Origin of the sequence: Geobacillus sp. LYN3 (genome assembly GCF_003064505.1) — a bacterium.
Lineage (GTDB): Bacteria > Bacillota > Bacilli > Bacillales > Anoxybacillaceae > Parageobacillus_B > Parageobacillus_B toebii.
This window is the reverse complement of the sequence record NZ_QCWL01000001.1, coordinates 1,659,556-1,672,109: the sequence shown is the minus strand read 5'-3', so window position 1 is coordinate 1,672,109 and position 12,554 is coordinate 1,659,556. Positions and strand designations below refer to the sequence as shown.

12 protein-coding genes and 1 riboswitch are annotated in these 12,554 nt (G+C 48.0%); of the genes, 3 read left to right on the top strand and 9 right to left on the bottom strand.

The features are described from left to right. A partial coding sequence (locus DCC82_RS18065) for a hypothetical protein (protein ID WP_233252953.1) occupies positions 1-204 on the top strand: 204 nt, incomplete at its 5' end. Between the two features lie 263 nt (positions 205-467). Here the strand turns inward: DCC82_RS18065 and DCC82_RS08735 are convergent. Beyond that, positions 468-1,694 carry a YeeE/YedE family protein gene (locus DCC82_RS08735; RefSeq protein WP_081189021.1) on the bottom strand — a complete coding sequence of 409 codons (1,227 nt, stop codon included), beginning with the start codon at positions 1,692-1,694 and terminating at the stop codon, positions 468-470. 204 nt (positions 1,695-1,898) lie between these two features. Between DCC82_RS08735 and mscL the strand changes: the two genes are divergently transcribed. Next, complete coding sequence (mscL, locus tag DCC82_RS08730; protein ID WP_097355028.1) at positions 1,899-2,294, top strand: large conductance mechanosensitive channel protein MscL; 396 nt, start codon at positions 1,899-1,901, stop codon at positions 2,292-2,294. A gap of 55 nt (positions 2,295-2,349) precedes the next feature. On the opposite strand, the gene DCC82_RS08725 is transcribed toward mscL, so the two are convergent. From DCC82_RS08725 to DCC82_RS08700, 6 genes are all read right to left on the bottom strand, one after another. After that, entirely contained in the window at positions 2,350-3,678 is a 1,329-nt protein-coding gene (locus DCC82_RS08725; protein ID WP_097355027.1) for a YjiH family protein, read from the bottom strand. 93 nt (positions 3,679-3,771) lie between these two features. Then, on the bottom strand, positions 3,772-5,046 hold the full coding sequence (gene hutI / locus DCC82_RS08720) for an imidazolonepropionase (protein ID WP_097355026.1): 1,275 nt from the start codon (positions 5,044-5,046) through the stop codon (positions 3,772-3,774). Positions 5,047-5,064: 18 nt separating this feature from the next. Further along, the gene (gene hutU, locus DCC82_RS08715) at positions 5,065-6,723 is read right to left on the bottom strand and encodes a urocanate hydratase (RefSeq protein ID WP_097355025.1); all 1,659 of its coding nucleotides are present in this window, start codon (positions 6,721-6,723) and stop codon (positions 5,065-5,067) included. Between the two features lie 298 nt (positions 6,724-7,021). Continuing rightward, positions 7,022-8,500, bottom strand: coding sequence for a helix-turn-helix domain-containing protein (locus DCC82_RS08710; protein ID WP_097355029.1), 1,479 nt, complete (start codon positions 8,498-8,500; stop codon positions 7,022-7,024). A gap of 5 nt (positions 8,501-8,505) precedes the next feature. Then, positions 8,506-9,483: a formimidoylglutamase gene (hutG, locus tag DCC82_RS08705; protein WP_097355024.1), complete on the bottom strand. Its 978-nt coding sequence runs from the start codon at positions 9,481-9,483 to the stop codon at positions 8,506-8,508. Positions 9,484-9,922: 439 nt separating this feature from the next. Further along, entirely contained in the window at positions 9,923-10,405 is a 483-nt protein-coding gene (locus DCC82_RS08700) for a PaaI family thioesterase (protein WP_041269624.1), read from the bottom strand. A 97-nt stretch (positions 10,406-10,502) separates the two neighbouring features. Between DCC82_RS08700 and DCC82_RS08695 the strand changes: the two genes are divergently transcribed. Then, positions 10,503-11,588 carry an AbrB family transcriptional regulator gene (locus tag DCC82_RS08695; RefSeq protein WP_233252952.1) on the top strand — a complete coding sequence of 362 codons (1,086 nt, stop codon included), beginning with the start codon at positions 10,503-10,505 and terminating at the stop codon, positions 11,586-11,588. A 17-nt stretch (positions 11,589-11,605) separates the two neighbouring features. On the opposite strand, the gene DCC82_RS08690 is transcribed toward DCC82_RS08695, so the two are convergent. Next, positions 11,606-11,989 (bottom strand): VOC family protein, encoded by a 384-nt coding sequence (locus DCC82_RS08690; protein ID WP_015863598.1) that lies wholly within the window; start codon positions 11,987-11,989, stop codon positions 11,606-11,608. A 27-nt stretch (positions 11,990-12,016) separates the two neighbouring features. After that, positions 12,017-12,349 (bottom strand): hypothetical protein, encoded by a 333-nt coding sequence (locus tag DCC82_RS08685; RefSeq protein WP_015863597.1) that lies wholly within the window; start codon positions 12,347-12,349, stop codon positions 12,017-12,019. A 75-nt stretch (positions 12,350-12,424) separates the two neighbouring features. After that, positions 12,425-12,532, bottom strand: a riboswitch (SAM riboswitch). Positions 12,533-12,554: the final 22 nt, after the last annotated feature.

The window sequence follows — 12,554 nt, the reverse complement described above, 5'->3', positions numbered from 1 at the left end:
TCGCATATTTATCAAAATTTGGGGGCTAGAAGTTCAATTTATCTCGAAGAATTTTTACTCCTCAGAGCTGTTGTCTCCTGCTCCTTTCCTATTTCCTATATATATTTAAACTGCGATGCGTTGCATAAACAACAGCAAGCTGTACAAAATGTTGACTCGCTAGGAATAATGGAGTCAATATTAGTACCGCTAGTTAATGCATAGTAGAGAAAATCTGCAAAAAATCTCATCCACGGGATATCGGCAAAAAGAAACCGGCTTCCTCCTTGCACACTACCGAGGAGGAAGCCAGTTTTTTCGATGATAAACAGCACAAGAAGATCGGCAGTTCTCTCCCTATACGTTTTCTAACTGCAAATCATGCAATACGTAATTTTTCTTCGTTCATCTAGAAAACAGATCGAAAACCGTAAAAACTGATTTAAAAAAGAGAAAGCGCCCTCGCGCTTTCTCTTTTCCGTCCTTTTTCAGTTTTTATACGCACAATACGGACGCAGCTTGACGCCGATGATGCTGCCGAGAAAGGCGAAGACAAACCAAATCCAGCCGTGGACGCTGAAAGAGGCGATGCCGCTGAAGTAAGCGCCGATGTTGCAGCCGAACGCAAGACGAGTGCCGTAACCCATCATCAATCCGCCGATAAGGGCACCGATCGTCATGCGCGATGGGCGCTTCCATTGAATCGGTTTTGCGTATCGTCCCGCAAAGGCCGCGGCTAATAGCGCGCCGAACATCAAGCTAATATCCATTACTGTTGTTGTGTCTTGATATAACGGGCTTTTTAGCGCCTTTAATTTCGCTGGATCCTGCCAATATGCCCACTCGGTTGGATCGACGCCAAACAATTGCACGAATTTCGCTCCCCAAAGAGCGAACGCGGAGGTAATGCCCCACGGTTTGCCGTTGATCATTAATACAAGAGCATTCATAACGGCGAGTAAAAGCGCGCCGACAAGAAGCGACCATGGTCCTTTATAAATTGCTTTCCAGCCGTTTTTGTTTTCTATTTTCGCTGAAATCAGCTTTCCGTGACGGCGTTTTTCGATAACGGTCACGACGTAATAAACGAACGCCAATAGCACAAGTTGAAGGAGAAAGCCTCCGACAGCGCCAAGTTGATGAATGAGTGAAATTGGCGCAAAATGCGGTGTATTCATCCAAAAATCAAAATGAGTCGTCGCAATAACAGAACCGGCGATAAAACCGATTAGTGTCACAATTCCGTTCGTATCTCCGCCGCCGATATGGTAAAGCGTCCCTGAAGCACATCCGTCGCCAAGCTGCATGCCGATTCCGAAAATAAACGCGCCGACAATGACAGAAATGCCGACATCATGAACGTTTCCCGCAACCGGATGACCAAATATCGACCCTTTCAACAATAGCGGCATGAAGAAAATGCTTGCTACTAACATCATAATCATTTGTGCGCGAATACCTTCACCTTCACGATACAAAATGAATTTGCGCCAAGCGGTCGTAAAGCCAAAACGAGCTTGATATAACACGAAACCACCAAAAGCTCCTAACACATATAAAAGCGCTTGTTGCCAAGAAACGCGACTATATAAAAACAAAGCACCACCGATTAATGCGACTAACGCTACGGCGATAATAAACGAAGTCGGATTTTTCGGGGCGTTCGTTTCTTGTTTTACTTGTATATTCGTTTGTTTTTTCACAACAATATCCAACTTATCTTCCCCCTTTACTTTGATAAATTAATAATACAATAAATTTGATGGATTTTCTAGGGCTTTTGTTTGTAAGTTTCAACGGTCAATAATGCTATACAAATTAATTTGTTATTTTATTCCAATAAATCAAAATGACTAGAATCTGATCAAACTGATATGTTATATTTCTTTGTACGTGAAATTCAAATACAGGGTGATTTTATGTGGAAAGAATTTAAAGAATTTGCCATGCGAGGAAATGTCGTGGACTTAGCCGTCGGGGTCATTATCGGCGGCGCGTTTGGCAAAATCGTTTCTTCGCTCGTCAATGACATCCTGATGCCGCTTGTTGGCTTGTTGCTGGGCGGTGTTGATTTTAGCGGACTGTCGTGGAAATTTGGCAAGGCCGTGGTGAAATATGGCATGTTTATCCAAACCGTCGTTGATTTTTTCATTATCTCCTTTTCAATCTTCGTTTTTGTCAAAGTGTTGAATAAGCTGTACTGGCACAATAAAAAGGAAGAAGAGATCAAAGATACGGCGCCGACTTTAACGAAGGAAGAAGAGCTGTTGATGGAAATCCGCGATTTGTTGAAACAGCAGCGGGAAACGCAATAAGGGAATAAAATGGAAAGAGCCTGCCCGAGATGAATGGACAGGCTCTTTTTTATCTTCACAGCAGCAAATACGCGATCGGCGTAGCGATTATAAGCGTCAAAATCGTCCGCTCGGCCCAAATGACTAATAGCTTTGGAATACTGATCGGGATTTCCGTTGCCAAAATACAAGGAATAACAGCGGAAAAGAACAAAATGGCGGAAATCGAAACGACCGCGATGATGAATTTAGTGACGAGAGGTGCTTCCGTTACAAGCAAGGCTGGCAAAAACATTTCCGCAATCTCGATCGCTGATGCTTTGGCAGCAAGCAATGGCTCCGGAATTTGCAATAGAAGGGTAAATGGATAGAAAAGATAGCCGAGCCAATCAAACAGAGGCGTATATTCAGCAAGCAGCAGCCCAATCAGTCCGACCGACATGATCGACGGCAAAATGCTCATCGTCATGATAAAACCATCTCTGAAGTTTTCCCACACATTCGTCCAAAGCCCTTTCGAATGCTGCACCGCTTTCATCGCTTCTGACCATGCTTCTTTCAAGTAATTTCCCGTAACTTTTTCCTCAGGGTCACCTTTGCCATCATAATAGTCATCGCTCATTTTGCTTAGCGGCCATAACCGGACGGTAATAGCCGTAACCACAAAAGTTACAAAAAACGTCACCCAAAAATACGTATTCCATATGTTCATCAACCCCAGCGTTTTCGCCACAACGACCATGAACGTCACCGATACGGTCGAAAAGCCGGTGGCAATTATGGCCGCTTCTTTAATCGTGTATTTTCCTTCTTTAAATACTTTGTTCGTAATGAGCAGGCCAAGTGAGTAACTTCCGACAAACGACGCAACGGCATCAATCGCCGAGCGTCCTGGCGTTTTCCAAATCGGCCGCATCACTGGTTGCATCAAAACTCCGACAAATTCCAAAAGCCCGTATCCGACTAAAAGGGCGAGGAAAATGGAACCGATCGGCACTAACAGACCAACGGAGATGACGAGTTTATCGTACAAAAACGGTCCCATGTCCGGTTTGAACAGCCAAGATGGACCGATTTTAAACATTAACATTATCGCTACCATCAGTCCTAATACTTTTAACAAGGAAAAAACGATCGCAACCACATCTTTGTTCCACGTTTTAGTGTAAAACGGATATACAGCGCCTAAAGCAATCACGATGAGCGCGTAATACGGTACAAGCGCCGGAAACTGCATACGTATCCATGAGACGATATGGTCAAGCATAATCGAGGACGTCTCCCTAATTTGGACGGGAACGAAAAACATGAAAATGCCAATCGCGCTGTAAATGAAAAACTTCCAAGCCTGACCAGTGGAAGTTTGTACCGGCAGCGAAGGCTGTTTGCTTGTATTTACTTTCATTTTCCCCACCACCTTGTTTTCATTTGTTTAAAAATTCAGTCTTTTATGGTTAAAAAGCACGCGCTAGAAGCGCGTGCTTTTGGTTGCCAACGCCTAGTAGCAAATCCTCCCGCTTTTCACCACCACCCGGCCGTTTTTCACGACTGTATCGGTATGGTTCATGCCGTAATGGTAGATGAGCTGCATATAATTCGGGACGTCGAAAAGGACCAAATCGGCTTTTTTCCCGACTTCAATGCTTCCGATTTCGTGGCCGCGGTTGATCGCGTGCGCGGCGTTGATCGTGACGGCCGCCAGCGCTTCGGCAGGGGTCATGCCCATCTGCAGGCAGCCGAGGTTCATGATCAGCGGGAGCGATACGGTTGGCGAGGAGCCGGGATTGCAGTCGGTGGAAAGCGCGACCGCTGCGCCGGCGTCGATGATCTTGCGGGCATTGGCGGCCTTGGTCATCAGGAAAAACGCCGTGCCCGGTAGCAGCACCGCAATCACTCCTTTTTCCGCCATGCGGCGAATGCCTTCGTCCGAAGCGCGTAGGAGATGGTCGGCGGAAACCGCCCCGACTTCCGCGGCCAGCTCCGCGCCGCCGTATGGCTCGATTTCATCGGCATGAATTTTCGGCATCAGCCCGTACGCTTTTCCTGCCTCTAAAATGATTCTTGCCTGTTCTGGAGTGAACACGCCGCGTTCGCAAAAGACGTCATTAAATTCGGCAAGCCCGAGCTCGCTTACTTTCGGAATCATCTCTTCAACGATGACGCGGACAAAGCCGTCAGGATTGTCTTTCCACTCGGCGGGTACGGCATGCGCTCCCATAAACGTGGACACGACATCGACGGGATGGGTTTCATCGAGCTGTTTCGCCACCGTCAGCTGTTTGACTTCGTGCTCAATACTCAAGCCATAGCCGCTTTTCGCCTCCACGGTCGTGACGCCGTGAAGCAAAAACTGATCGAGCCGCCGCTTGCTTTCTTCATACAATGTTTCTTTCGATGCTTCCCGAGTTGCTTTTGTCGTCGCGTGAATACCGCCGCCGGCGTTCATTATTTCCATGTATGTCGCCCCGCTAAGACGCATCGCGAATTCGCTTTCGCGGCTTCCCGCATATACGAAATGCGTGTGCGGATCGACAAGCCCCGGTGTCACCGTTTTCCCTGTCGCATCGACGATCTCCGCTTCCGCGATTCGCTCTTGAAATTGCTGCGAAAGCTCCTCGTCCGTTCCAACAGCGGCAATTTTTCCGTCTTCCACCCAGACGCTGCCATTTTCAATGATATGAAGTTCGTTCATTTTCTCCTTCACAAGCGGGGCCGTGGAGCTGCCGGCCAGCGTCACGAGCTGGCTGGCGTTGCGGATAAACAGTGGGCGCATGCGCCTTCCTCCTTTCGTTTATTTCAGCATCGGCATATGGATGCCTTTTTCTTTCGCCGTTTTGATAGCGAGTTCATAGCCAGCATCAGCGTGGCGGACAACGCCAAGGCCCGGGTCGGTCGTCAAGACGCGCTCGAGCCGTTTTTCCGCTTCTTTCGTGCCATCGGCGACAATGACCATTCCCGCATGAATCGAATAGCCCATGCCGACGCCGCCGCCATGGTGCACCGATACCCAGCTTGCACCGCCAACCGCGTTAAGAAGCGCGTTTAAAATCGGCCAGTCGGCGATCGCGTCACTGCCGTCTTTCATTCCTTCCGTTTCGCGGTTTGGCGAGGCGACAGAACCGGAATCCAAATGATCGCGGCCGATGACGATCGGCGCTTTCAGCTCGCCTTTCGCCACCATGTCGTTAATGATTTTGCCAAATTTCGCCCGTTCGCCGTAGCCGAGCCAGCAGATGCGCGCCGGCAGCCCTTGAAACTGGATTTTTTCCCGCGCCATGCGGATCCAGTTGCACAAATGTTGGTTGTCGCTGAATTCGCGCAAAATGACTTCATCGGTTTTGTAGATGTCTTCCGGATCTCCTGACAGGGCCACCCAGCGGAACGGCCCTTTCCCTTCGCAAAAGAGCGGACGGATGTAGGCGGGAACAAAACCTGGAAAATTAAACGCCTCTTCCACTCCTTCATCTTTCGCGACTTGGCGGATATTGTTGCCGTAATCGAATGTCACCGCACCTTGTTTCTGCATGGCGAGCATCGCTTTAACATGTTCGGCGACCGATTGTTTGGCGCGGCGGATATATTGTTTCGGGTCGCGCTGGCGCAGCTCACCCGCTTCCTCGAGCGTCATGCCCGCCGGAATGTAGCCGTTAAGCGGATCGTGGGCGGATGTCTGGTCTGTCAACACGTCCGGAATAAAGCCGATTTCGATCATTTTCGGTAGCACTTCTGCCGCGTTGCCAAGCAGGCCGATCGATAGCGCTTTTCCTTCTTCCTTCGCCCTTTTCGCCATCTGGATCGCCACATCGAGACGATCGGTCATCGTGTCTAAATATTTCGTGTCAATGCGGCGCTGGATGCGGGCTGGGTCCACTTCGACGGCAATGCAGACGCCGCCGTTTAACGTGACGGCGAGCGGCTGTGCTCCCCCCATGCCGCCAAGACCTGCCGTCACCGTAATTGTTCCTTTTAGCGTGCCGCCATAGTGCTGGCGCGCCACCTCGGCAAACGTTTCGTACGTGCCTTGCACGATGCCTTGGCTGCCAATGTAAATCCAGCTTCCTGCCGTCATTTGGCCATACATGATTAATCCTTTTTTATCAAGTTCGTGGAAATGATCCCACGTCGCCCAAGCAGGCACAAGATTCGAGTTGGCGATTAACACCCTTGGCGCATCCGTGTGCGTTTTAAATACCGCGACTGGCTTTCCCGACTGAATGAGCAGCGTTTCATCGTTTTCTAAGTTTAATAGCGTTTCGACAATCGCCCCGTAGCACTCCCAATTGCGCGCCGCTTTGCCGATGCCGCCGTAGACAACCAAATCTTCCGGGCGCTCCGCCACCTCTGGATGTAAGTTGTTGTTCAGCATTCGTAACGCGGCCTCTTGAATCCAGCCTTTCGCATGCAAAGTAGAACCGGTGTATGCTTGCACTGGCCGGTGTTTCGTTACCATCGTGATCCCCTCCATTTTCCTTTGTTTTTAACCAATAAAACTTGTCAGCTTGCCGTTAGGATGAATGAATGTCGAATAAGAGACGTTTTTCGCCGTCTCGATGGTCCGACTTAATCATTATTCTTTTTATTTATCAAGAATTATAAAATGAAAGCGGTTTCTGATATATGCACCCCATTTTTGAAATCGTATACAAACTTTTGAATTTCTTCCCCAATGGTGAAATGAAATGGCCATCTTGCATCATTTTCTTTAGATTTTTTTTATTTTTTTAGATTTATAAAAAAGAACCGCTCGATCATTGCGGTTCTTTGCGCTGTTCATCGCGGTATTCGGTTGGCGTCCTCTTTGTTTCTTCTTTAAACACGCGTGTAAAATAGTGCGAGGTGCGAAAGCCGGTTTGATGGGCAATTTCTTTAATGGACAGCTCCGTCTGGGCAAGCAGGCGCTTTGCCTCTTTTATTCTCGTTTGCGTCAGCAGCTTACGAAATGAGATACCGTATTTTTTCATTAACAAATGGCTGTAATACGCTGGACTTCTGCCGACAGCCGCAGCCACTTTTTCAAGCGTTAAATCGGGATTGCGAAAATATTCTTCAATATAGCGAATCCCTTTTTCAATCACATCGGCGCGCGCCTGCTCTTCCGCCTCTTTCGCGCGATCGAGAAGCCCATAGAGGAAAAGAAGCATTTCCTGCACAATGCGGTATAAGACGCGATTGTATAAAATCTCATGAAAAATGCGCATATAGTCGCGTTCCGTCTCGCCACGATCAAGGTGATACGTTTTCATAAAGCGGCGGATTTGCGCCAATATGCTCGTCAGCCTTGTCCGCACCATTTCCGGGTTGGGAAACGGCGTCGGCATATGCAAAAATTCACGCTGCATCCACGTTTTGATGGCCTGCTTGTCAAACCGATGCAGCATGTCAATCCATTTCCGCTGCTCTTCCGGCGTTAGAAACGGGTCGAGTTCCTTCCAGCGTTCATATTCAGGAGCGGGGGCAATCACCTGGCGGTACCCGATAAAAAATGTCGTTTCCAATAAGCGGCGCGCCGTTTGATATTGCGCACGCACCGTTTGACCGCCATCAGGCGGCAGCGCGACGACCGCCAAAGGCTCCGTGCACTCCGCCTCCCAGTCGCGCAGCAGTTTCCATGCCTCTTCTTTCATATCGCCCGATACACCGGAAAGCAAACAGACGACCATATTCGACAGCGGCAGCACGCGAGTCGGATAACGAAACGGATATTGCGTTAAAAAGGAAACAATGTCCCACCATTTATTTGGATTTTCTGTTTGCAGGAGCAATAGCGCCACATCTGCCGCTTCTACCTCTTCGGAAAAGAGCGAACGGTATGAATAGCGTTCCGCATCGTTGGAATGGAGCGGATGAAGGTGTTCTTGACGGACGAAGGAAGACACTGCTTTTTGAAGGCACTGCTTCAGCTTGGCTGGCTCGAGCGGTTTGACGAGCAAATCGACACACTGCCATTCAATCGCCTGTTTCGCTCGGGCAAACGTTGCCTCGGCCGTAACGGCAATCACTTTTTGGCAAAACAGCCGCACATATTTCGTCATTTCCTCCCAATCGTCATGGGAAACCATGTCCAATTCGATATATAGCAGCTCCGGTGTTTCCTTTTCTAATATTCTCATTGTCCGCTCGACGGTATTGGCGGTATAGACGTGATGAATGGGCAGCGAATAGGCGGAAACAAGCCAACGGATCGCCGCGCTCTCATTTTCATCCCGCTCCGCAATCAATAGTTTCATCGGCTTCACCGACCTGTCGCCGCTCGCTGGCGGCGGTGGAAATGAACGAGCGCTTCCATGCAGAAGGCGGCCGCTAACGCAATCGTTTTTCGATTTTCATCGACAAGCGGATTCACTTCACAAATATCGAAACTGATCGTTTGTGGCTTGGAAATAATATAACGAAGCAGGGCGCGGACGATTTTCGGATCAAGCCCGAACGGCGAAGGCGCGCTCACTCCCGGTGCCGCGCTTGCACTCAACACATCCATGCAAAGCGTCAGCATCAGTACATCATAGTTTTGGATAAAATCGTCAATGATCTCATACGCGCGCTCTAGCGTTGCCAACGTCAATTCTTCCTCAAGCACGTACGTGCATCCATATCGACTAGCGGTTTCAAATAACGCCGCCGTGTTGCCTAGCGGTTGAATGCCGAGGCAGCAGTATCCCACGTTTCCATCTTCATCTAATATTTGCCGAAACATTGTCCCCGACGATGGCCCTTGTTCATATGGGCGCATGTCAAAATGAGCGTCAATATTGATAATGCCAAGCTTCGTTTCCGAACCGACCGCCTGACGAACACCGAGATAATGCCCGTACGCGGTTTCATGTCCGCCGCCGATGACAACCGGCGTGATGTTATGGCAGATAAGGCGCTCTACCGCCTGACCCAAATGTTTCTGGCTGTTTTCTAACTCTCCCCCTTCACAAGTAATTTCGCCCACATCGTAAAGTATTGTGTGAGACGGCAGGTGCCATGGCAGGTTCGCCAGCGCTTTTTTCACTTCCACCGGCGCGTGATACGCTCCTTGCCGTCCTTGATTGCGGCGGACTCCTTCATCACATTGAAAGCCTAATAAAGCAAATGCATTTTCTACCTGCGTCTGTATTTGTCCTATATCAAGCAGACGAATTTTTTGATGGACGCGAAAACTTTTCTCATCGCTTTCGCTGTCGATCCGTCCCGTCCATTTCTCCTTGTCCGGCTGTTTGTACATAAAACGAGAACCTCCCTACTTTCTTTATGCTTTTGCACGACACCAACGTCCTGAATTAGTCATCGCGTTGATTCATCTATATCGGGATCTGATCCTTATCCCCGTCTCGTAAATGATGTCCCTTCTTCCTCTTTTCTCTCCCACTTCCCTTATTTCCTTCTTGTTTTGCCGCCTATTTTTAGTGTTCTTTATACGAAAATAATAGGATTGTTTCTAATAACTAGTGAACTTATCATTATTACCATTCGTTTTGCCATTGCGAAATCAAACCGCGCCATTCTTTTTCCCATCACAAATACAAAGCAATCCACGAGCTTTACTGTGTCGGGTCAACGAAAATGGGATCAAAACGCATAATTTTTTATTCATGAATATTGCGCAGCCCCTTAACGATAAAAAAGCAGGATGGCCTCCTGCTTTTTGTTTGTCAATGGGCGCGCTATTTTTGCCCAAACGTCTTCGGCATCACAACGGCCACGACTTCACCGCGCGCACAAAGTTCTCCATCGGCGAATACTTCCGTCTTTACTTTCCACTTTTTCGGATGAATTTCTTCGACCGTACCGATTGCCTTTAACGGAACTCCATGCGGCGTCGGTTTCAAGAACTCTACGTTCAAAGAAGCAGTTACAAACCGCGGTGGCACTTCTCCATCTCCTGGTTCGTGTCCGTTTTTGCGATGCAGCGCCAGTGCGGCGGAACCAGTTCCGTGGCAGTCGATTAATGACGCAATCAACCCGCCGTAAACAAAACCAGGAATAGCGATATGCTCGGGACGTGGCGTATAAATCGTGACCGTTTTCTCCCCTTGCCATCCGGTGCGGAAATGGTGGCCGTGCTCATTCAGCCGCCCGCATCCGTAGCACCAGGCAAATTCCTCTGGATATTCATCTTGAATGGCATGTTTTACTTGTTCTTCCATCATTTCTCCCTCCCCTTTCCTTTTCAGTATATCACAATGAGCACATTACTTCCTTTTTCGTTTATTTTTCTTTACAATAGTGATAGGTTTACAGAGAATGGAAAGGACTACAGCAATGAAAGTGTTAGAAACATATATCGTCGCAGGACTGACCGGTTTGCTGTTTTATCGTCTCCATTCCCCAATTCCATGGATGCTCGGAGCCATTACTGGAATGCTTGTTTGGAAAACGGTCATCAAGCGCCCAGTAGCGGCGCCGAAAGCGTTGTCGAATAGTGGATTGATTGTGTTTGGCACTTATTTTGGACTGTCGTTTACAAAAGAAACGCTATTAACGATTGCGCCATATATTGTTCCGTTTCTCGTTGCCACCGTATTGCTAATTGTTATTAACATTATAAACAGCATCGCGGTGACGAAATGGACACATATTGATAAAGTGACAAGTGTGTTTGCATCTGTTCCTGGCGGGCTGTCGGAAATGGTTGCCGCAAGTGAGTCGTTGAACGCGAATACTGCTTTAGTAACCATTTTCCAAACGATTCGTTTATTAACGGTCGTTTTTCTTGTGCCAACGGTCGTTGTCCATTGGTTGAGCGGAGATGCGTCGTCAGGGAGCACAACCGCTCAGGCGGCAGCTTCTTCTTTCGATGGTCATTACACTTGGTTTTTGTTAAGTATTTTCGGTGCGCTTCTTTTACGAAACATCATTCCGGCAGCATACGTCGTTGGACCGCTTGCCGTAACGGCAGTGATGCATGTGGCCGGGGTGAACTTACCGCCACTGCCTGTATGGTTGATTATTTTGGCGCAAATTAGTGTCGGAATAAACATGGGAGAACGCATTACCTTAGAAGATATTAAGCTTGGCGGAAAATTTAGCTGGGTATATTTCTTGCTTGCGTTAGTATTAATTGCTCTATCGTTCGGATTCGGCTACGTATTTGCGGAATTAACCGATCTTCCGCTGTCGACCGCGCTGTTGAGTCTTGCGCCAGGAGGACTTGTGGAAATGGTATTAACGGCGCAAACGGTCGGAGGAGATCCAGCGATTGTCAGCTCCTTGCAATTTGTACGTCTTCTTCTTGTCATTATCGTCGTGCCGAACGTGTTGAAATGGGTGTTTCGAAAATTCCCATATATCACCGAAACGCCATGGAAAAACCGCTCTGTTCGAAACTAAAACAGAGCGGTTTCGTTTTACTTAGCCGGTTCATAAAATTCGATCCATTCACCATCCGGTCCAAGGAAGAATAAATATTTCGCCCCGTTTGGCAGCGTCGTAATCTCTTCCCATACAAGCGGAACGCCGAGCGATTGAATCCGTTCTTTTTCTTGTTCAATTCCTTCAACGGTAAAGGCGACGTGATGCACTTTTCCTTCCGTCGGCAAATTCGGATTATACCCTTCGATCAATTCGACAATGACTGAGCCATCCAATCCTAAAAACGCCAATTTCATTGTACCGTTCGTATGCGTCATCTCGCTAAGTAGTTCCAATCCGACTACCTCTTGATAAAACTTTTTCGATGTTTCGATGTCTTTTACTTGAATGCCGACGTGTTCAAATTTTTTTACTGCCATTATGTTTCTCCCCTTTTTTCATTATTTTCAAGATTGTGAAAATACCGACCGCAAATATGGAGTCATATGTACGATCGAAATTCCTTTTTCCTCTAATTCACAGAAAATGCAGCGGTCAAGCGCATAAGGGCCAGCAGCTTTCCATTCTTCCACTTCCGCAAATGTCAGAAGAAGCGAAAACATCTTCCCTTGCGTATATCCGTATAGATGGAAAACATTTTGGCTGCTATCAAAATGAATCGCTGCCTGTCGGTCAAATTGCAAAAGCTGTTTTTGGACACAACGGGCGACATGGGAAGCAAACGATGCTACCGTTAAGTGCGCCGCCATATAGCTGCGAATCAAATCATTTTCGCGCAATCGACATTCCCACCACCTTCTTTGCACATACATAAAAACCCCTTTCGCCATGAATGATGCGAAAGGGGGTAACCGTTCTTATCATCCAAAGCGAAAGACGCTTTGCGGGTTGGAGCACCTTGCGTAATACGCAGGTTGCTGTGGAGTCATAGAGCCCGATCTCTCGTCCACTCTTGATAAGACTGTATGCAGTTTGTTTTTATCT